Source organism: Acinetobacter sp. 797_lipA, assembly GCF_058243025.1.
On record NZ_JBZAYQ010000001.1, the window covers coordinates 2964394 to 2984314 of the forward strand.

At 42.7% G+C, this 19921-nt stretch carries 21 protein-coding genes; 6 read left to right on the forward strand and 15 right to left on the reverse strand.

The genetic code is table 11. The features are described 5' to 3' along the window. The first annotated feature begins 61 nt into the window (after positions 1-61). Positions 62-1299 (forward strand): IS3 family transposase gene (locus AC4CU2_RS14685; RefSeq protein ID WP_115613876.1). Its coding sequence is split into 2 segments (ribosomal slippage): positions 62-398 and positions 398-1299, totalling 1239 coding nucleotides; the frame shifts between segments, so codons are not numbered across the junction. A 46-nt stretch (positions 1300-1345) separates the two neighbouring features. Here AC4CU2_RS14685 and AC4CU2_RS14690 read toward each other — a convergent pair. The 5 genes from AC4CU2_RS14690 to AC4CU2_RS14710 form a co-directional block, all read right to left on the reverse strand. Continuing rightward, positions 1346-1750: an ExbD/TolR family protein gene (locus tag AC4CU2_RS14690; RefSeq protein ID WP_004692473.1), complete on the reverse strand. Its 405-nt coding sequence runs from the start codon at positions 1748-1750 to the stop codon at positions 1346-1348. Further along, the gene (locus AC4CU2_RS14695; RefSeq protein WP_490769017.1) at positions 1750-2373 is read right to left on the reverse strand and encodes a MotA/TolQ/ExbB proton channel family protein; all 624 of its coding nucleotides are present in this window, start codon (positions 2371-2373) and stop codon (positions 1750-1752) included. Before AC4CU2_RS14695 ends, AC4CU2_RS14690 begins: the two co-directional genes overlap by 1 nt. A gap of 19 nt (positions 2374-2392) precedes the next feature. After that, a complete protein-coding gene (locus tag AC4CU2_RS14700) occupies positions 2393-3160 on the reverse strand; it encodes an energy transducer TonB (protein ID WP_004692476.1) in 768 nt (255 codons plus the stop codon). A gap of 215 nt (positions 3161-3375) precedes the next feature. Then, positions 3376-4242, reverse strand: a complete 867-nt coding sequence (gene purU / locus AC4CU2_RS14705) for a formyltetrahydrofolate deformylase (RefSeq protein ID WP_004692478.1) — start codon at positions 4240-4242, stop codon at positions 3376-3378. A gap of 71 nt (positions 4243-4313) precedes the next feature. Continuing rightward, on the reverse strand, positions 4314-5015 hold the full coding sequence (locus AC4CU2_RS14710) for a TetR/AcrR family transcriptional regulator (RefSeq protein WP_005400842.1): 702 nt from the start codon (positions 5013-5015) through the stop codon (positions 4314-4316). A gap of 116 nt (positions 5016-5131) precedes the next feature. Here AC4CU2_RS14710 and AC4CU2_RS14715 point away from each other — a divergent pair, with 116 nt between their 5' ends. The 4 genes from AC4CU2_RS14715 to AC4CU2_RS14730 all read left to right on the forward strand — a co-directional run bounded on the left by AC4CU2_RS14715 (position 5132) and on the right by AC4CU2_RS14730 (position 9003). Then, the gene (locus AC4CU2_RS14715; protein ID WP_005400843.1) at positions 5132-6580 is read left to right on the forward strand and encodes a coniferyl aldehyde dehydrogenase; all 1449 of its coding nucleotides are present in this window, start codon (positions 5132-5134) and stop codon (positions 6578-6580) included. A 159-nt stretch (positions 6581-6739) separates the two neighbouring features. Continuing rightward, positions 6740-6976 (forward strand): 50S ribosomal protein L28, encoded by a 237-nt coding sequence (gene rpmB / locus AC4CU2_RS14720; RefSeq protein WP_000048256.1) that lies wholly within the window; start codon positions 6740-6742, stop codon positions 6974-6976. Positions 6977-6988: 12 nt separating this feature from the next. After that, positions 6989-7144, forward strand: a complete 156-nt coding sequence (gene rpmG, locus AC4CU2_RS14725; protein WP_003654787.1) for a 50S ribosomal protein L33 — start codon at positions 6989-6991, stop codon at positions 7142-7144. 143 nt (positions 7145-7287) lie between these two features. Then, entirely contained in the window at positions 7288-9003 is a 1716-nt protein-coding gene (locus tag AC4CU2_RS14730) for a cation:proton antiporter (protein WP_490751933.1), read from the forward strand. A 58-nt stretch (positions 9004-9061) separates the two neighbouring features. Here the strand turns inward: AC4CU2_RS14730 and AC4CU2_RS14735 are convergent, their stop codons facing one another. The 6 genes from AC4CU2_RS14735 to AC4CU2_RS14760 form a co-directional block, all read right to left on the reverse strand. Then, complete coding sequence (locus AC4CU2_RS14735) at positions 9062-9340, reverse strand: hypothetical protein (protein ID WP_004692486.1); 279 nt, start codon at positions 9338-9340, stop codon at positions 9062-9064. Between the two features lie 105 nt (positions 9341-9445). Next, positions 9446-9949 carry a DUF6586 family protein gene (locus tag AC4CU2_RS14740; RefSeq protein ID WP_004692488.1) on the reverse strand — a complete coding sequence of 168 codons (504 nt, stop codon included), beginning with the start codon at positions 9947-9949 and terminating at the stop codon, positions 9446-9448. A 75-nt stretch (positions 9950-10024) separates the two neighbouring features. Then, a complete protein-coding gene (locus AC4CU2_RS14745; RefSeq protein ID WP_490751932.1) occupies positions 10025-10387 on the reverse strand; it encodes an ASCH domain-containing protein in 363 nt (120 codons plus the stop codon). 40 nt (positions 10388-10427) lie between these two features. After that, positions 10428-10688 carry an RNA recognition motif domain-containing protein gene (locus tag AC4CU2_RS14750; protein WP_004692489.1) on the reverse strand — a complete coding sequence of 87 codons (261 nt, stop codon included), beginning with the start codon at positions 10686-10688 and terminating at the stop codon, positions 10428-10430. Positions 10689-10786: 98 nt separating this feature from the next. Next, on the reverse strand, positions 10787-12775 hold the full coding sequence (locus AC4CU2_RS14755; protein ID WP_490769018.1) for an ATP-dependent helicase: 1989 nt from the start codon (positions 12773-12775) through the stop codon (positions 10787-10789). A gap of 161 nt (positions 12776-12936) precedes the next feature. Next, the gene (locus tag AC4CU2_RS14760) at positions 12937-14085 is read right to left on the reverse strand and encodes a glycerate kinase family protein (protein WP_224216787.1); all 1149 of its coding nucleotides are present in this window, start codon (positions 14083-14085) and stop codon (positions 12937-12939) included. 301 nt (positions 14086-14386) lie between these two features. On the opposite strand from AC4CU2_RS14760, the gene AC4CU2_RS14765 reads away from it, so the two are divergent. Continuing rightward, positions 14387-14836: a carboxymuconolactone decarboxylase family protein gene (locus tag AC4CU2_RS14765; protein ID WP_490769019.1), complete on the forward strand. Its 450-nt coding sequence runs from the start codon at positions 14387-14389 to the stop codon at positions 14834-14836. Between the two features lie 86 nt (positions 14837-14922). Here the strand turns inward: AC4CU2_RS14765 and AC4CU2_RS14770 are convergent, their stop codons facing one another. The 4 genes from AC4CU2_RS14770 to topA form a co-directional block, all read right to left on the reverse strand. Then, positions 14923-15492, reverse strand: coding sequence for an HdeD family acid-resistance protein (locus tag AC4CU2_RS14770; protein ID WP_004978978.1), 570 nt, complete (start codon positions 15490-15492; stop codon positions 14923-14925). 119 nt (positions 15493-15611) lie between these two features. Continuing rightward, entirely contained in the window at positions 15612-16370 is a 759-nt protein-coding gene (locus AC4CU2_RS14775; RefSeq protein WP_490769020.1) for a hypothetical protein, read from the reverse strand. A gap of 1 nt (position 16371) precedes the next feature. Then, complete coding sequence (locus tag AC4CU2_RS14780) at positions 16372-17178, reverse strand: NYN domain-containing protein (RefSeq protein WP_490769021.1); 807 nt, start codon at positions 17176-17178, stop codon at positions 16372-16374. Between the two features lie 96 nt (positions 17179-17274). Further along, a complete protein-coding gene (gene topA, locus AC4CU2_RS14785) occupies positions 17275-19917 on the reverse strand; it encodes a type I DNA topoisomerase (protein ID WP_490769022.1) in 2643 nt (880 codons plus the stop codon). Between the last annotated feature and the right edge of the window lie 4 nt (positions 19918-19921).

A 19921-nucleotide genomic window follows, 5' to 3' on the forward strand; every position in this document is an offset into this window, starting at 1 on the left:
TTTTTTAACATCAACTTTGTCCCGTCCTGAAATAAGTTTACACCTTTAAGAGGCTTATTTTATGGAACATGAACGAGAACAAAGAGTTAAACGTACACAAGGTGATTATAGCTTTGCCTTTAAAATGATGGTTGTACATGAAGTAGAAAAAGGGCAAATTACTTATAAACAAGCTCAGGCAAAATATGGTATTCAAGGAAGATCAACTGTGCTGGTATGGTTACGCAAGCACGGACAACAGGACTGGACTTCGAATATGCCGCCTTCTTCTAAACGCCAATTAACACCCCAACAACGAATCCGCCAATTAGAAAAGCAGTTAGCCGCAGAAAAGCTTAAAACTGAATTTATTCAGGATGTGATTTATCACATTGATAAAGAATGTGGGACTGATCTTGGAAAAAAGTATACCGAGCACGTTTCAAAGATTGGCAAAGCCAAAGAGGACTAAGCGTTTCACGTTATTGTCAGTGGTTGGGAATCACCCGACAAGCTTATTATCAAGCAGAAAAACGTGCTCAAATGACTGCACAAGCAACTGAACAAATACTTGAGTTGGTTATGGAATATCGTTGTCTCATGCCAAGTATCGGAACACGTAAGTTGTATTGGCTTATTAAAGGCAAATTGTTGCAGCGTGGTTTAAAGTGTGGACGGGATCAGTTATTTAAAATATTGAAAGAGCATAATTTATTGATTCGCCCCAAGCGTCGCTATACAAAAACTACGGATAGCAAGCATTGGATGAAGAAGCATCCAAATTTATTAAAGGATTATTCAGCAGTGCAAGCCAACGAAGTCTTTGTTAGTGATATTACTTATGTTGAGAGTGCTGAAGGCGTACATTATTTATCATTGGTGACAGATGCTTATACCCGTCAGATTAAAGGTTATAAGTTATCGAATGATATGCGTGCGGAGAATGTTATGCAGGCTCTACATATGGCGATGCAGCATGTGACGGATCGAGCGACTAGGATGATTCATCATTCAGACAGAGGCTCTCAGTATTGCTCTGAGCTATATCAATCGGCATTGCGCCATTATGGGATATGTCCTTCCATGACAGATGGATACCTTGCGAAACAGTGTTTCTCATATCAAAATGCATTAGCAGAGCGGATTAATGGAATATTAAAGCAGGAGTTTTTAACTACACGATGTCAAACCATGAAGGAGTTAGATCACTTAATTACGGAATCTATCATGATTTATAATTGCTATAGACCACATTTAAGTTTAAATATGAACACCCCGAATCAGATGTATGAGCAAACTAAAACCGAGCTAATTGCTTAACTCGGTTTGAAGTGGAATACTGTCAATCTATTTCAGGACAAGACACTTAGTTATCGCTGACGAAAGCAATATCCGCCAGTCCAGCTTCACTCGCACGAGACATGACTTGTGCGACCATATCGTAACGAGATTCTTTATCTGCACGAAGTTGAACCGTTGGCTTGGTTTCCAACTCACCCGCTTCATTAAAACGCGTTTGTAGTTCTTCCAAGCTAATCACTTGATTATCCCAAGCCACTTCGCCTTTTGCATTAATGCTCACCGTAATGGCTTTAGGTGGGGGATCTACAATATCAGCCGTGGTTTTTGGTAAAGTTAATGGAATTGATGGGTTGGCAACGGTCGCTGTCACCAAGAAGATGATCATCAAAACCAGCATAATATCGATCAGCGGAATGAGGTTCATCTCATTCATGCCAGCATCGTTATCGTCACCCAATTGAAAAGCCATTAAGCTTGATCTCCAACTAAACCTTGTTGAGTCGTTTTACTTTCTACTGCCGCAGGTGCTGAGTCTTGTTGCAACATAGTATCAATGAGCAAGCCGTGTGCTTGGTCTTGAAGCTCATGTGCCAAAGTACGGTTTACACGCGCACAGATGTTATACGCTAACACCGCAGGAATCGCGACGGCCAAACCTAAACCCGTCATGATCAATGCTTCACCTACAGGGGTTGCAACTTGCGCTAAGCCCGCTTGACCACTTTTGCCAACCGCAACAAGGGCATGGAAAATCCCCCATACTGTACCGAACAAACCCACGAACGGTGCAAGCGATGCAATCGTACCTAGAACTGAAACACCTTTTTCCGCATTCGCTTTTTCAGCAGAAATTTGACGAAGAAGTGCTTGTTCTGCAACGGCTTTACGTTGTTCAAAGTTCAATACAGCAAACTTTGATTTTAACTTAGCTAAAGCTTGTGAAAGTTGAGCATAAGCTTGTTGTTTCAATTGACGTGTACCCATGATACGTAAAACAAAGATGGTCCACGTTGCAATCGACATTGCCAACAAGATGAAATACAGTGTCTTACTGACTGCATCAGCATGTTGCCAATAAACTGAAAAGTTCATACTCGAACTCCTGATAAAGTTAGCGTTTTGTATTCAATTCTAAATCAAATGGTTGCTCAGCCCGAATTGGATAAGCCACACCATTTTCTTTATAAGGTTTAAATTTAGCGCCTTTGACAGCTCTTAAAATCTTTTCATCTAAAGCAGGCACACCACTTGAGCGCGTAATACGGGCATTCACAATCGACCCTTTTTCATTCGCCTCAATCAGCACCACGACTCGACGGTTTTCACCTTGTAAATCTTGATTACTATAAACTGGTTTTGGAGAGCGGCTCCATTGCACACCTGAACCACCAATCGACACCGACTTCGGTGAAGTATCAGCTGGTGCAGCCTGAGTAACAGGTTTCGCTTGCTCTGGTTGCACGACAGGTTTTTCGACTTTTTTCTCTGTAATCGTCGTGGTGACTGTCGGTTTTACTGGAGTTTCGGTTGGTTTAACAACCGGTTTAACCACTTCTGCTTTTTTAACTTGTTGAACCTTTTCTACCTTTTTCGGTGGAGTCGGTTGTGGTTTTTCCACAATCTTCACTTCCTTCGGCTTAGTCGGTTCCTTTTTCGGTTCTTCTTTCGGCTTAGGCGGTAGCGGTTTTGGTGGTTCTTGAATTTTAACGAAACGAACCTTCAAGGGTTCTTTTTCAATCGGTTTGAGTTCAGGAGCTTTCATGTGGTTCACTGCCCACAATACGCCCATATGGCCCACGACAACCGCGATCAAAGCAGCAAGAACTTTCTTTTTCATCGGGTTGGGAGTCTGCATAGGAGAAATAACTGTTGAACTCATTAAAATCGGTGACCTAATTTAAGCGGAGTGGCCACTGGGTTGGTTTCCACTATAACGCTTATCGGTTAGTACAATAAAGTAGCGCAATGATAAATGAGAAGTGTTTTCATTTGCAACTATTAATTTGTCACTTTTTATGGTTTTTTCTAATCATACCCAAACAAAAAAGGCATACTTAATGTATGCCTTTTTCAATCTTGCTTGCAACCAATTTTTTATTGGAAAACGACTGTTTTGTTACCATCAACAATAATACGGTCTTCTAAGTGCCACTTCACTGCACGTGCCAAGACATTACGTTCAACATCCTGACCCAATTCACGTAATTGATCAACCGTAAAGTCATGGTTCACACGCTCTACATCCTGCTCAATGATCGGACCTTGATCCAGATCCGCAGTGACATAGTGCGCAGTTGCACCAATGAGTTTTACACCTTTTTCATGCGCTTGCTTATATGGGTTTGCGCCAACAAAAGCAGGTAAGAAAGAATGGTGAATGTTGATCACTTTCATTTCCCACTTCTCGACAAATGCTTCATCTAGAATTTGCATATAACGCGCAAGTACCAATAAATCATTGCCTTGCATTAATTCATCAATTTCAGCATAAGCTTCGCGTTTATTGTCCTTCGTTACAGGGACAACTTCAAACGGAATGCCAAAGTTCTCAACCGCTTCACGTAAAGTTTCATGGTTAGAAATCACTTTGGTAATTTCGCACGGCAAACCACCACGCGCATGACGCCACAATAGCTCAAGTAAGGCGTGGTCTACTTTAGACACCAAAATCCCGACTTTTTTCACGTCGCTGACCAGCGCCAAACGCCATTGCATTTCATAACGCTCTGCTACATTTGCAGCAAAAGTTTGAGTAATGCTTTCTTTACGAGACTGTAAATTATCTAGTTCAAACTCAACACGCATAAAGTAACGTCCGCCCTGAGCTTCAGTCGCGTATTGATCAAGCGCAGTAATATTCGCGCCTTGATGATACAAAAAGCTCGATACAGCTTGCACGATCCCTGGCTTATCTTCACAAGTAATCAGTAAACGTGCCGTGTTAGCAGTTGTCATATTCATATCAGTTTAAATCAGTAAAATGAAAATCAAGCCGAGTATTCTAGCGCTTTTTACTCAGCTGTCAAAACACCTTATGGCTTATCATCCGATTTAAATGACGCCAAGCTCGAAAACAGTTCAGATGGCCCCATCGTATCCAACAAGCGCTCATACGTCTCACGACTTTCACCACGCAAATAAGCCCCTTCTAAGAACACCATTTGACGGAGTGCCTGCCAAACCCACTTTTCTTCTAATGTATTGGAGTCAGTGATATGACCCGACATATAAAGGAAGTTGGTCCAGTTGGTCAGTACAATCCATAAATTGATAATCAGAGCTTCAATTTCTGACGACGTCATTTGCATCAGACCTGCATCAACAAAGGCCTGATAAATTTTTTGCCCTTGTTGCATCACTTGCCCTGCAAAACGCGGATACATCTTGCGAAAGTCTTCATTGTTTTCAACCAAATGATAGACATCACGGTGTAAAAACCGATAAGCCCATAACTGGCTGCTCAGCACCTGAAAATAACGAATTTTATCATTGGCATCTAACAGACGGTCATCTGGCAAAGCCAGCATCTGTAGCGTTTCGCCTTGATACTGTTCCATGAGCTCTTTGATAATTTCACTTTTATTGCGAAAGTGATAATACAAATTGCCCGGACTCATATTCAATTCAGCGGCAATATGATTGGTCGTAACAGAACGTTCTCCACGCTCGTTAAAAAGCTGCAAACTGAGTTGCAAAATACGTTCTTTGGTTTTCAACGTTTTAGTTTGAGACATCCTAAAATAACCATTCATTCAGTGCATTAGAAGACTAACACATAAAGTAACTTGACTAATTAGAGTAATTACTCTAAAAATTAAACATAAATTGAAATTTGAAATGGTAGTGCGGCATGAACAGTCAAACAAAAACAACTTCATTGACACCACATTCTTATGATATTCAGCACCTACATGATGTGCTTGAACAGCAAAAGCACGCTTATTTACGTTATCCATTGCCAACCGCAAAAGAGCGTATTGACCGTTTGGCACGACTTAAGCGTATCTTAGTTAAGTATCAAGATCAATTTGCAGAGGCAATTAATCAAGACTACGGCAACCGTTCCACCAGTGAAACCAAAATTGGGGAATTACTCACCTGCCTTGAACACATCAAATATTATAGCAAGCATTTAACCACGTGGATGAAACCCTCGAAACGTCACGTTTCCATCATTCACCAGCCAGCTAAAGCATGGGTGCAATATCAACCTTTAGGTGTGATCGGCATTATTACCCCATGGAACTATCCTTTATTACTCTCGATTGGCCCCCTGATTTGTGCTTTGGCGGCAGGCAACCATGCCATGATCAAGATTTCTAGTTCATCAGGCAACTTTGGTCGCATCCTTGAAAAAGCGCTCTCTGAAGCCTTTCCTCAAGAGTTAGTTTCCGTGACCAATGGCGGTGGCGCGATCTCGGATGCCTTTTGTCGTTTGGCTTTTGACAAACTGATTTTCACAGGTTCAACCAATGTCGGTAAAACCGTCATGTCTGCTGCCGCAGAGAACCTCGTTCCACTGATCCTCGAACTTGGCGGAAAATCACCAGTATTAGTACATCCTTCTATTCATTTAAGGGATGTTGCGCAGCGTATAGCTGCAGGGAAACTGTGGAATGCAGGTCAAACCTGCGTTGCACCTGACTATATGTTCTTACCTAAAGGTAAAACTGCCGAGTTCATTGAGCACTTCCGCGAGTGTGTGGAAGAGATGTATCCCGACATTCTGCATAATCCAGATTACACCTCGATTATTAATGACCGCCAATACAACCGCTTACAAGGTTATCTCGAAAATGCGCGTGAGCACGGTGCACAGGTGGTTGAGGTCAACCCAGCCCATGAAACCTTCTCCGATACACGCAAAGTGCCCCCTACACTATTAACAGGGGTCACGCCTGACATGCGTATTATGCAAGAGGAAATCTTTGGGCCACTGCTGCCGATCATGGAATATGATCAAATAGACGATGTTATCGAGTTTATTAATAGCCGTCCGCGTCCACTTGCTTTATACTACTTCGACTTTGATCAGGCGCGTGCAGATTATGTCGCACAGCGTACTCATTCAGGGCATTTCGGACAAAACACGGTTTTGACTCATGTCGCACAAGACGATTTACCATTTGGTGGCGTTGGTGCATCAGGTATGGGGAAATATCATGGTCCAGAAGGTTTCTTCAGTTTGTCGCATGAACGGTCAGTGATGTCGAATCCCAAGTTATATAGCTTGAAATTCATTCTCCCACCGTTTAACAAACCAATTCACAAGTTGATTTCAAAGACCCTTCTTCGCTAAATGATCAAGGCATGACCTATCGCACGGGTTCATGCCTAGTTTTAATGAAAATCGCTTGTCTTTTAAGCGCATTTTTGGTATAAAACGCCCCTTGAATGATTTCATCCGTTTACTTAATAACTAGCGCACAATCGGTGCTGTCTAGCAATGGAGTTCACCATGTCTAAGGTTTGCCAAGTTACCGGCAAGCGTCCAGTCGTTGGCAACAACGTCTCGCACGCCAATAACAAAACCAAACGCCGGTTCGAGCCGAACCTGCATCACCACCGTTTCTGGTTAGAAAGCGAAAAACGTTTCGTACGTCTTCGTCTAACTACAAAAGGTATGCGTATTATCGACAAATTGGGTATCGAGAAGGTTGTTGCTGACCTACGTGCTCAAGGTCAAAAGATCTAAGGAGTCTGAACCATGCGTGATAAAATTCGCCTAGTTTCTACTGCTGGTACAGGTTATTTCTATACCACAACTAAGAACAAACGTACTATGCCGGAAAAAATGGAAATCAAAAAATTTGATCCAAAAATCCGTCAACACGTAATCTTCAAAGAAGCTAAAATTAAATAATTTTAGTTTTTTGGAAAAAACGACCTGCTTTAGGTCGTTTTTTTTGCTTTTTTTTCGTTCGACTTGTTAAACTTTTAATCTCTTTTGGCACCTTTTGTGCTTTGCTTCTTTTTCACCCTTAACTTTTGCTTAAGGAGTTTTTAGTGCCTCATGACGTAGATCTCATTATATTACTTGCTGTCGGTTTTGGGCTTGCGCTCATTTTCGGCTATCTTGCCGTACGCTTACGCCTTCCCCCGCTGATTGGTTATCTGATTGCGGGTATCATTATTAGTCCCAATACCCCTGGTATTGTCGCGGACATTCATCTGGCGAACCAATTGGCTGAACTTGGGGTCATGTTCCTCATGTTTGGTGTGGGCATGCATTTTTCCCTCAATGACTTATTACAAGTTCGACGCATTGCACTGCCTGGTGCCATTTTACAGATTGCTGTCGCGACCCTGCTCGGAATAGGCGTCAGTATGATCTGGGGGTGGAGTTTTGGCTCTGCCTTAGTCTTCGGCTTAAGCCTGTCTTGTGCCAGTACAGTGGTATTACTCAAAGCACTGGGAGACCGTGGTCTAGTCAATTCGGTCAACGGTAAAATTGCTGTAGGTTGGCTCTTGGTTGAAGATCTGGTCATGGTCTTGGTACTGGTACTCTTACCTGCAACAGCAGCGCTACTCGGTGGAGAAGCCCTTGCAGGCGGTGCTGATGACAACATTTGGCTTACCTTAGGCATCACCTTACTTAAAGTTGTAGGCTTCATCGCTTTTATGCTGATCATCGGGAAACGTCTTGTTCCAATGATCATGCAATTTGTCGCTCGCCTTGGTTCGCGTGAACTGTTTACCTTAACCGTGGTGGCTGCTGCGGTCTCCATCGCCTTTGGGGCGTACAAAATTTTCGGTGTTTCCATGGCACTGGGCGCTTTCTTTGCCGGGATGGTCGTTAAAGAGTCTGACTTTAGCCATCGTGCCGAAGAAGAAACTCTCCCACTACGTGAAATTTTTGCCATTTTGTTCTTTGTTGCAGTGGGCATGTTATTTGACCCACGCATCTTAGTGGAACAACCTGTGCATGTGCTTGCTGTCGTTGCGATTATTATGGTCGGCAAAACCATTGCGGCCATGGCACTAGTGCTCTTTTTCCGCTACCCCATCAATACTGCCCTCACTGTCGGTGCGTCACTGGCACAGATTGGTGAGTTTTCCTTCATCTTAGCAACACTCGGGGTTTCACTTAAACTCTTGTCCCTAGAAGGGCAAAACCTAATTTTGGCAGGAGCACTCATCTCCATCACCTTAAACAGTTTTGTGTTCTCCGCAATTGAGCCTGTACAACGTTGGATTCGTGAGCGCTCGCATCTAGCACGCTTACTGGAACGTAGTGGTGACCCATTGGCAATGCTACCTGATGAAGTTTCACAAGACTACTTACGTGATCAAGTGGTAATTGTTGGACATGGTGAAGTGGGGCGTCGAATTACCAAACAATTGATGGCCGAAGACATTAAAGTGGTGATTGCGGAAGAAAACCGTGAAATTGTAGAAAACCTGCGTGAAAAAGGCATTGCGGCTGTTTCTGGGATGGCGACAGACCCTGGCGTACTGATTCAAGCCCATATTCAACATGCGCGCCTGCTGGTACTTTCCCCGATGGATATTTTAGATATTCATAAAATCGTGGATATTGCCAAAACCCTCAATCCTGAGATTCAGGTTTTGGTATGTGCAGAAAGTAAAGAAGAAGCTGAAGTGATTCGCCGCGATCAAATTGGTGAAGTTTATTTTGCAAAAGAGGAAATGGCGAAAAATATGAGCAATCATATTTTAAATCAAATTCAGATTGCACATCATCAAGCACCCACCCACTAGGGAACAAATACTGGATACAAAAAAACGCACTGTTCAGTGCGTTTTTTTCTTATTCAGCTTAACTAAAGAACTGTGGCTTTTCATCCACAACTTCCGCTTGCCATTCGCCCACTTGTTTTTCAAGTAAGCCATATAAAGCCGCTTGCACCATCTGCTGAGCAACGACTGTTGTCTGGTCGCCCAATAATGCTTTGAGCTCTTCATTAAACTGGATCGTGACTAAAGGTGCACTCTCCGAACCTGCGTTACGTAGTGCGAGCTCACCACCTTCAAGTTGAACCAATTCTAAAATGGCTTCTTGATTTCCAAATAATTCTTTCAATTGTTCTATAGACATATTTCCTCCATGTTCAACATGGTGGCAAAGGCAGTTGCACTTTGCTTCGCTTAGACTTATTGATATAAGGACAAATTTTCAAACTTCAAGCGTTGGTCATCGCTTTTAGAATTCAACCATCTCATTCCGAAAGCCATCGATCAACGCCGTTAAGTCTCGATGCCACTCACGTAAAATTTTGGTATCGGGTAACCATGCCTGAGGGGTTTGAGTGACTTTGATGATCAGATTCGATGAAGTTTCTGACTCAGGTTCAGGTGTACTCGGCTCTGGCGCATACTGACACAAGCGATAAGCACGTTTTAACTCGGCAATGAAACCTTCTTTCGACAGTTGTTGCATTACAGTCACTTCAGGCGAGACTTGCCCTTTAGCTGCCATATGCTCTTCTATAGACTTCAACGTTGGGTTTAAGTCATTTAAGCGGTAATAACGGACCAACTCTTGTAGAAATGCAAGCACAGCACCATGCAAGTGAAACACAGCAGCCTCACGGTAAGCCTGAGCTTGTTGCACATGATCAATTTGTTCTGCTTGTTGACATGAAAGTCGAGCAAAGTAGAGTTTTTGGTTAGTGCGATCAGCATGGTAACGGGCAACACGGGTCATGAAGGGTGTTCCTAAGTTTTGGCGTTTATAACAATTCTAAGAGTAATCTTTCTATACAGCAGTGCATAATAAAAATTATGCATGATCTATTTCAATAAAATAAATCTTTCTTTTTGCTATGACAGGCATTGAAATATGCATGGGACGTACATTTGTCAGTACCCAAGCCCAATACCCCTCTTCCCAATACGATGCCATCGCCGAATCAAGCTCATCTTCTCTCCATGAGTGAATCGACTCAACATCAACCATAGCAACAGCATACCCCAACTCTTCATCGTCCTCGTGGGTTAAATAATGCTTATTTTCCACAATAATCCAATCTTTGAGTGGCCATTGCTCTGGTCGCCAAGAACGGATCTCTAAGGTTTTATTTCCTTGAGAAATTTGTCGCCCCATCGGCGCAACAATCGATAAAGCTGGATAGATTTTTTTCATTTTATCCCATAAAAAAGGAGCATCAATTGCTCCTTTTTATTTATGCTTCTGGCTTCTCAGGCTTATCTTCCGCCTGTTTGACGCGAATACCAGTGCCATGTAAACGTAGTGTATTAAGCCCTTTAATGGCTTTAATCGCTTCACGTGCATGCGGCATTTCAACAAAAGCAAAACCTTTCGATTTACCTGTTGCTGCATCAAGGATTAAATTACATGATGCAACTGTGCCATATTGCTTAAATAATTCAAGCAGTTCAGCTTCAGCCACTGTACGCTCTAAATTACGAACTAAAATTTTCATCTTACAACCTTCAAAAATAGGCAAAATCATCAAAAAGCAATCGCCTACGCTACTTTCTGAACATTGCACAACAAATACCACAATGTAATCTGTTTAGTTTAATCGAGATTAATCCCAAAATCTAAATTAATCGATTGGCGCTCAATTAAAGCACTCTTTACCGTTTGCTGACGAGGCTTATGATGGGTTTCCATGCTACACAAATTTCGCGTCAGATCATTCAAAAAATAACTTTCGACTTTGCGCCCTTGCTCATCAATCACGTCTCGCGCCCACAGACTTAAATTTTGCTTGGTTAAAATCAGCTCATTCTGAGCACGGGTCAGTGCCACATACAAGACCCGACGCTCTTCTTCGACATCATTAAAATCACCTTGGGCACGTGCATGCGGATATTGCCCCGGGGTGACATTGACGACATAACAGACTTTTTGCTCTGTACCTTTGGCCGAGTGAATGGTAATCAGGGTGACGACATCGCTATCGGACTGGCGTTCAATTTCAGAAATCGACACAGGATCAAGCACATATTCCTCTAGGAACTCACTCAACTGGGCATGTTTAGAAGCCAATTGCTTCACCAGCTCAAAGTCACCTTGGCGGCGGTTCCAGTCTTTTTTATAATTTTCTGCCAATTGTGCTTCAATCGCTTGAATACCCAAACTGACACAAGCCTGTACTTCCTGTTTCAGTACCGTCATTTGCTTCATGATCAACAAGGTTTCAGCTGGAATCCGCCCAAATTTCTCTAATTTATCAAAGATCAAATCAAACTCAGGCTCTAGTAAAAGTTGCTGAGCGAGACGACTTGCACCCACATCTCCCACCCCATTCCACAAGGTAAGAAAACGCATCCATGCAATATCATCGAGAGGATTGGCAATCACGCGTAGCAAGCTCAGTAAATCTTTCACATGTGCGGTTTCAAGCAGTTTCATACCCCCAATAAAGCGATAGGGGACATTGGCTGCAATACATGCTGCCTCAATATGCCGTGCTGCAAAGCTGGAACGCACCAAGACCATATGATCCGACCAGCGCTGTCCCTGTAAGTAATGGCGCTCTTTAATGTCGATCGCGATCCATTTTGCTTCATCAAACTCATTTGGGAAAATGTGCATGCGAGGCTTCACGCCCTCACCCCGATGAGCATCTAGGCGTTTGTTATATTGAATCTCAGATTGATCGAGCAGCCAATTGGAGAAGTCTAAAATTTCTTGGGTTGAACGATAGTTTTGCTCCAATTTAAACACCTGAGCATTCGGCACACGGTCTTTAAAATGGTGAATATTTTCAAAATCTGCCCCACGGAAACCATAAATCGACTGTGCATCATCACCGACGCAGAACAGGCTCACTTTGTCTTTAAGGGGCTCAAGCAAGGCCCACTGCAAAGGATTGGTGTCCTGCATTTCATCAACTAGCATGTGTTTGCAGAGCGATGCCACATAGTCGGCTAAACCTTCTGACTGGTCGAGTGCTGAGGCCACGATCGCCAAAATATCGTCATAATCTAAAAAGCTACGCGCACGCTTACGTGTCTCGTACTCTTTCATGATTTCCGCAATTTGATCTTTAAAGCCCAAATGCTCAGGATGCTGCTTTTCTAAGGCATCACTCAACTTCTGACGCGTATTTCGTGCAAAAGAATACAGATCACACAGTTCTTGCGGTTTAGGTAGTTGATTGGGATTTTTCTTGTCATCTTTCCCACGAATCAGACGGAACATCATCAGCTGATCATCACGATCAATAATTGAAAACTGCTCTAAACCAAAGGCTTTCGGTACACGGCGCAGCAGATACATACAAAAAGTATGAAAAGTAGAAGCACGCAGCCCTTTTGCCTGCTCACCTAAAGCCAGCTCCACTCGCGCCACAATTTCACTGGCTGAACGACGAGTAAAGGTTAAAATCTGAATTTGGTTGGCAGGAATCCCTTGATCAATCAAGTATGCAGCTCGTGCCACAATGGTTTTCGTCTTGCCACAGCCAGCCCCTGCGAGCACCAGACTGTGTTGCGACTCAGTCGTGGCAGCTTGTTTTTGTTGCGGGTTTAATTCATCAATTAGGCTGGCTAAACTCATAATCACTCATCAATTCGTGGATGCTGCTAGTCTAACAAATCTATGACGTCAATATGAGGCTCCAGCAATGATTATCCATTTCTGTCTGAAATACACCTTCAGATCTATGACCCAGACCTTATGCTCGAACCGCTTCCTGCCTCAAAAATTTAAAATTAAGCTTACTCAGTATGCTTTAAAAGCAAAAGTCGAGTGATGTCCTCACAACTATTTTGCAAATGCTGTTCTGCATTTTTCAATGCTATTGCTAAATCGCAGTTGGGTTCATTGATCGAAACAATTTGACTAAACCCTTCATCAAATAATGCCTCAACATCCTCTCCGACACGTCCAGCAAAGACAATCACAGGTTTATTCAACTGCTTAGCTAACTGAGCCACCGCCCACGGCGTTTTGCCAAACTTGGTTTGGAAGTCGATACTGCCTTCACCAGTAAAGACATAATCGGCTTGCTTTATTTTCTCCGCCAGTTGAGTTTGCTCAATCACCCATGTCGCGCCAGACTGAAGCTGAGCGCCTGTAAAAGCCATTAGACCAAATCCTAGCCCACCTGCGGCGCCTGCCCCTGCAACATTACGTATCTGTAGATTAAGCTGTGTTTCCACCACATCTGCAAAATGACTCAAATTTTGATCCAACTGCTCAACCATCTCTGCGCTCGCCCCTTTTTGCGGGCCAAACACATACGAAGCGCCTTGCACACCACATAGTGGATTAGTCACATCAGAGGCTATCAAAACTTGAACCCTTTGTAAGCGTGGGTCTAAAGCTTGCATATCGACCCGTTCAATATCTCGTAAATGGCCACCACCAACGGGCACTTCCCGCCCTTGTACATCTAAAAACCTTATTCCAAGTGCTTGTGCCATGCCACTGCCTGCATCATTGGTGACACTGCCTCCGAGTGCCAGAATGATTTTGGACACACCTGCCTCCAAGGCATGACGAATCATTTGCCCCGTCCCTAAAGTTGTGGTCAGGAGTGGGTTTCGCTGTGTGGGCTCAAGCAGATGAATACCATTGGCTTTGGCCATTTCAATAACGGCCGTTTGCCCGCCATCAAATAAGCCCCAATACGTTTTAACTCGTTGTGATGGCAATGGCCCTGTTACCTCACATTCGACTTTTTGGCCTGATAAAGATGTTAATAAAGCATCGACTGTGCCTTCGCCGCCATCTGCCATGGGCACATGTATACATACAGCATCAGGGATTATGTTTTGAATTCCGCGCTGCATCGCTGCACAGGCCTGTTCTGCAGTCATACTTTCTTTAAAGGAATCAGGCGCTAAAATAAAAGTTGTCATCATCCATAATTTTTTTAGAAAATTTAATTTATTAATAACACGATTTATAAATTTCCCGCCCGCATTTTTCTCTTTTCATTGTCCTTGACACAGTTCGATATCATTGAAGTTGAGTACATCTCGATAAAGTTAAAATAGCCTCAATGATTTTTTAATTTTAAACATAGAAGAGTTTTACTGTGCGCGTCACCAAAACGCCCCCATTGTTCATTTGGTTTTAATGCATAAATTAAACAAAGTGCAAATCAATTAGCCAATAAAATCATCACTAAATATTCAACGCTCTTTAAAAAATAGGTGATGTATGCAACGTATCAATTTGGGAAAATTCGCACCTGAACTGTATAAAACAGTATTAGAACTCGAAAATTTATCCATGCAAAAAGTCCAACAAGCAGGTCTTGAGATTGGATTTTCACACTTACTGAAACTGAGAGCCTCACAGATTAATCAATGCGCGTTCTGTGTGCGTATGCATACACAAGATGCCATGAAAGCAGGTGAATCAATGGAACGGATTGCCCTCATCAGTGCATGGCAAGAAAGTGAATATTTTTCCGAAAAAGAACGCGCCGCGCTGATTTTAATTGAAGAAATTACCCTCATTGCCCAGCAGCATTTCCCCGATTCGGCGTATCAAGAAGCAGCAAAAAGTTTATCCGAGGCAGAAGTTGCCGCTATTGAATGGATCGCCATTGTGATTAATACGTGGAATCGTATTGCGATTTCAAGTCAATATACCGTCAATCCATAAGCATGCCATTCAGCTTTGCAAGTGATATAAACCGCACAAAAAAAAGGGAGCCTACATGAGGCTCCCTTTTATTTTTTAATCACGTTTTATTCAGATTGGCTTGCTGGTGGAATCTGCTTAATGGCTGCCGCTAGAGTCAGATAATTAATCCCTTGGAATAAAATATCAAAAGCAAGGAATAAGCCCAGCACCCAAAATGGAGCATCTGGTGTAGTTAAAATCATAATGCCTGCCAGCAGAGTTAAAACACCAGAAAAAAGTGTCCAGCCCCAACCTTGGAATGCTCGAAATAAGATTGCATTAAAGATACGAATGACCCCAGCAATAATCAGAAAGACCGCTAAAACACTGGTCAAGACAATGGCTGTTTTCACAGGTGTAGTAAATGCGTAATAGCCCGCAACCAAATACAACACACCAAACAATGCCCATAACCAGCGGAAGCCACCCTCAAATATCTTAAAGGCTGCGATGAAGTGTAGAACACCACCTATCATCATCAGCACGCCAAAGATAAACACTACGGATAAGGTGGCAAAAGGCAAAGCGGCCAAAAGGACGAAACCAAACAACACCAATAAAATCCCTAAACCCAAATACCATTTACGATTTTCATGGAGTTGATGGCGAACTAAATCATTACCGACTGTTTTCATCTTCTTCTCAAGTTTGATTTTCGTTCACTTAGTTTTAACATGTTTTGCAGTGAACTTGTAGGTTTGAGTTTATCCACACAAACAATCCATGCTGTGGATAAACTCAGCATTATCCACAGTTATTTTTTCCACCCAATTTCAATCGCAGTGATCTCATTCACCAATGTTTCATCAATCGACTCAGGCATTTTACTCTGTGTTTGTGAGGTTGGAATGTGCCCGGCCATTAATTCAGCTTTGGCTTGAGGGAACAGCGGTTGCTGATTTGGATAAGCATAACCCGCAGGATACATCGGCTGTCCTGTGGCTAAGTCGTATTTATCACTGGCACCAAAGGCATGTAAAAGCTCATGTGCAAGCACGACTTTGTTTTGCTCGGCTTGCTTGTTAGATGCAAATAAATTCACCGAACCGATGCGACCTTTTTGCAAAGCTGTCGAGTGTTTCAGCTCTTTAGTCAGTGCTGGGTCATAATAGTTCAAATACAAAGTAACAGTTGGTGCACCATCTGAACCTTGATGGTTTTTCCATGCATAATAACGGAACTTTAAACTCCACAAGACCGTATCCAATAAACTTGCCTGCTCAGGCACTTTCGGTGGTAGCTGTTTGAGTTCGCGCCCAAGTTGGAAATAAATCGCAATCGGTTGGCCGCGATATGTCGCCGACATCTGCTCTAAATAACCCTGTACCCCTTTTAAGTTTGCAGGCGTCAATTGCTGTATATATTGCTGAGTTGTACCTTGTCCATCAGCATTAACTGGATGGAGTAATACAATAATAGGCTTGCTCCAATCTTGGTTCTGATCCCGATAAGCATTCAAAGCGACCACCAATAAAATCAGCAGTAAGATTAAAATACGAAGTTTTTTCCACATATTAAGACGCACTCTGCTTTTTCATTTTTCTTAAATACATTTGACTCATATCAATTTTAGTTTCGAATAAATTAAGTGTTTTAATTAATCCTGACAATTTAGCGCGACCATAATTTCGTGAATCAAAATCAGGTTTTACCGCACTAATATATTGCCCTACCATGCTCAAATTAGCCCAGCCATTTTCATCAGCATTATCTTTAACGGCTTTATAAACCAAATTTAAAGTTGCTCGATCAATCATTTCAGGAGCAGCACTTTCTTTTGATTGACTACTCATCTTTTGATCTATAACTTTCAATGTTTCCGCTATCTTCTTATTATCAGAATCCACAATATCTTCTTCTTCATTATTCTTAAGATCGCTATCTGAAATTAAATTTTCTATATAAATGAATTTATCACAAGCTTTCTTAAAAGCCTCCGGAGTTTTCTTTTTCCCAAATCCATAAACACTTAAGCCATTTTCACGAATACGAGATGCTAAAGGGGTAAAATCACTATCGCTAGAAACGATACAAAAACCATCCAAGGCCCCAGCATAAAGTAAGTCCATCGCATCAATAATTAAAATCATATCTGTAGCATCTTTACCTTTTGTGTAGGCAAACTGCTGAACTGGCGTGATTGCATGAGGTAAGAGAACCTCACGCCAATTTTTCAAAGTGTCGCTACTCCAATCACCATACACACGCTTGACACTGGCAATACCATATTTAGCTACTTCTTCAAGTACTGATGGAATTGCACTAATAGATGAATTATCAGCATCAATTAGCACTGCAAATTTTTTTGTTTGTATTTCCACATACACCCCAAATATTATGATTATTTGAGAATCATTTTGACATAAAAAATGCCCACCAAAGTGAGCATTTCTTGATTATTTCTAAGTAATTAAAACTTAAGCTTCAACCCATTTTCCATCATTGAACACCAATGACCATTTGGTTTGCTTACCTTCGGGCGTTTCAGAACCAATATATTGCGCTTGATTCTTACGGCTAAACTTCACCAAAGTTGGATTCCCTTCAGGGTCAACATCAGGTGCTTGCAAAATAAACTGATACTTCGGATCGAGCTGATCGGCAACACTACGAAGTTCCGAAACTTTTGGTGCACGTGTTTCACGTACTTTCGGGAACTTACTTGCCGCCAAAAATAAACCTGCTGCCCCATCACGTAATACAAAAAAGTCATCATGCTTGGTTGAACGTAAATGTTCCATCTTAATCGGATCTACACGTGGAGGTGCAGGTTGACCACTTTTTAAGACTTTACGTGTGTTATCACAGCTTGAGCAAGTAAAATAAGGACCAAAACGACCCGTCTTCAACTGCATTTCCCCATCACACTTATCACATGGAATGGTTGGGCCATCATAACCTTTTATTTTGAACTCACCTTCTTCAAGTTCAAAACCAGCACAGTCGGGGTTATTACCACAGACATGTAGCTTACGACCACCATCGATCACATAGCTGTCCATCGCAGTTTCACAGATTGGACAGCGTTTTTTCGACATCAAATCTGCTGTTTCTGCTGCGTCATCATCAGAAAGTGCGGCAAGTGATTCAACTGGGGTTAAGTTCAACGTACCTTTACAACGCTCTTTCGGCGGTAAGTTATAGCCAGAGCACCCTAAGAAGACACCTGTGGTTCCCGTACGAATCTGCATTGGACGGTCACATTCTTTACAGTGAACCGCTTCCACCTCTACAGGTTGATTGCGGCGCATACCGCCTTCACCTTGTGCATTGGTCAGGCGTTTTTTAAAGTCGCCATAGAAACTGTCGAGCAACTCTTTCCAGTTGCGTTCGCCATCAGCCACTTTATCGAGCTGACCTTCTAAGTCCGCGGTAAAGTCATAGTTCATGAGGTTATTGAAACTTTCATCTAAACGATCAGTAACAATCTCACCCATTTTTTCAGCAAATAGACGACGGTTTTCCAGTTTGACATAACCACGGTCTTGAATGGTCGAGATAATCGCCGCATAGGTCGATGGACGACCAATGCCCTTTTTCTCAAGCTCTTTCACCAATGACGCTTCAGTAAAACGTGCAGGTGGCTTGGTAAAGTGTTGCGATGGATCTAATTTTTCAAGCGTCAGGATTTCACCAACTTTCACCGCAGGCAATAACACATCATCGTCCGACTTATTTTGACCACGGACTTTAGTGAAACCATCAAAGACTAAGGTACGACCTTTGGCTTTAAGTTCAACACCGTTGGCATCCACTAAAATAGTCGATGACAAGTATTCGGCTGGTGTCATTTGACACGCGACGAATTGACGCCAAATCAAATCATACAAACGTTGTGCATCACGTTCCACACCCACCAAGCTGTCGCCTTTTAAAGCTACATTCGATGGACGAATCGCTTCGTGGGCTTCTTGTGCACCCGCTTTGTTACCATAGCGGTTCGGCTTAGCAGGCAAATATTTCGCACCAAATTCGGTCTCAATATGATGACGCACCATATTCACCGCATCGTCACTCAAAAAGGTCGAGTCGGTACGCATATAGGTAATAAAACCCGCTTCATACAGACGCTGCGCCAACATCATGGTTTTCTTCACAGAGAAGCCCAGACGTGTACTGGCTGCTTGTTGTAAAGTCGAGGTGATATACGGCGCGCTCGGATTCACCTTGGTCGGTTTATCTTCGCGTGTTGAAACTTTGTAATCGGCGTCTTTAATGAGCTTCAGCAAAGCATCGGTATCAGCTTTATTACGTAGCTTTAAGGCTTTACCTGCTTGTTTGACGGCTTCTAAACGAATCTCATCGGTCTGTGACTTAGTGTCTGCAAAAACTTGCCAGTATTCTTCAGGAATAAACGCACGAATTTCACGCTCACGCTCAACTACCAGTTTAACTGCGACAGACTGAACACGACCTGCCGATAAACCACGAGCAATTTTTTCCCAAAGTAAGGGCGAAATCATAAAGCCGACAACACGGTCTAAAAAGCGGCGTGCTTGTTGCGCATTAACTTTATCGATATCAAGGCGTGCTGGATGCTTGAATGCATCTTGGATGGCATTTTTGGTAATTTCGTTGAATACCACACGTTGATAACGTGAGTCATCCCCACCAATCACTTCTTTTAAATGCCAAGCAATTGCTTCTCCTTCACGGTCCAAGTCCGTTGCGAGATAGACCTCGTCAACTTGCGAAGCAAGCTTTTTCAGTTCAGCAACCACATGCTCTTTGCCTGGAAGCACTTCATAATGTGCTTTCCAGTCATGCTCAGGATCAACCCCCATACGATTGACCAGTGCATTTTGTGCTTTTTCAGCTTTCTGAGCATCGGTCAGTTTGGTTCGTGTTGCTGGCTTCTTTTCTGCAGTCTTACTAGAACCACCTGTAGGTAAATCACGCACGTGACCCACAGACGACTTCACAATGTAATTCGAGCCTAAATATTTATTGATTGTTTTCGCTTTTGCAGGCGACTCCACAATCACTAAAGCACGCTTTTTCCCAGCCTCAGGAGAATCTGCTGTAGTACTTTTGGATGTGGACCGAGGAGCTTTCGCCATATTA

Coding starts and splice junctions, on each gene's coding strand:
- topA (WP_490769022.1), bottom strand. CDS start 19,917: ATGGCGAAAGCTCCTCGGTCCACATCCAAAAGTACTACAGCAGATTCT.
- AC4CU2_RS14700 (WP_004692476.1), bottom strand. CDS start 3,160: ATGAGTTCAACAGTTATTTCTCCTATGCAGACTCCCAACCCGATGAAA.
- AC4CU2_RS14750 (WP_004692489.1), bottom strand. CDS start 10,688: ATGAAAATTTTAGTTCGTAATTTAGAGCGTACAGTGGCTGAAGCTGAA.
- AC4CU2_RS14735 (WP_004692486.1), bottom strand. CDS start 9,340: ATGTCTATAGAACAATTGAAAGAATTATTTGGAAATCAAGAAGCCATT.
- AC4CU2_RS14710 (WP_005400842.1), bottom strand. CDS start 5,015: ATGTCTCAAACTAAAACGTTGAAAACCAAAGAACGTATTTTGCAACTC.
- rpmB (WP_000048256.1), top strand. CDS start 6,740: ATGTCTAAGGTTTGCCAAGTTACCGGCAAGCGTCCAGTCGTTGGCAAC.
- AC4CU2_RS14690 (WP_004692473.1), bottom strand. CDS start 1,750: ATGGCTTTTCAATTGGGTGACGATAACGATGCTGGCATGAATGAGATG.
- rpmG (WP_003654787.1), top strand. CDS start 6,989: ATGCGTGATAAAATTCGCCTAGTTTCTACTGCTGGTACAGGTTATTTC.
- AC4CU2_RS14760 (WP_224216787.1), bottom strand. CDS start 14,085: ATGATGACAACTTTTATTTTAGCGCCTGATTCCTTTAAAGAAAGTATG.
- AC4CU2_RS14775 (WP_490769020.1), bottom strand. CDS start 16,370: ATGTGGAAAAAACTTCGTATTTTAATCTTACTGCTGATTTTATTGGTG.
- purU (WP_004692478.1), bottom strand. CDS start 4,242: ATGAATATGACAACTGCTAACACGGCACGTTTACTGATTACTTGTGAA.
- AC4CU2_RS14740 (WP_004692488.1), bottom strand. CDS start 9,949: ATGACCCGTGTTGCCCGTTACCATGCTGATCGCACTAACCAAAAACTC.
- AC4CU2_RS14770 (WP_004978978.1), bottom strand. CDS start 15,492: ATGAAAACAGTCGGTAATGATTTAGTTCGCCATCAACTCCATGAAAAT.
- AC4CU2_RS14765 (WP_490769019.1), top strand. CDS start 14,387: ATGCAACGTATCAATTTGGGAAAATTCGCACCTGAACTGTATAAAACA.
- AC4CU2_RS14715 (WP_005400843.1), top strand. CDS start 5,132: ATGAACAGTCAAACAAAAACAACTTCATTGACACCACATTCTTATGAT.
- AC4CU2_RS14755 (WP_490769018.1), bottom strand. CDS start 12,775: ATGAGTTTAGCCAGCCTAATTGATGAATTAAACCCGCAACAAAAACAA.
- AC4CU2_RS14695 (WP_490769017.1), bottom strand. CDS start 2,373: ATGAACTTTTCAGTTTATTGGCAACATGCTGATGCAGTCAGTAAGACA.
- AC4CU2_RS14745 (WP_490751932.1), bottom strand. CDS start 10,387: ATGAAAAAAATCTATCCAGCTTTATCGATTGTTGCGCCGATGGGGCGA.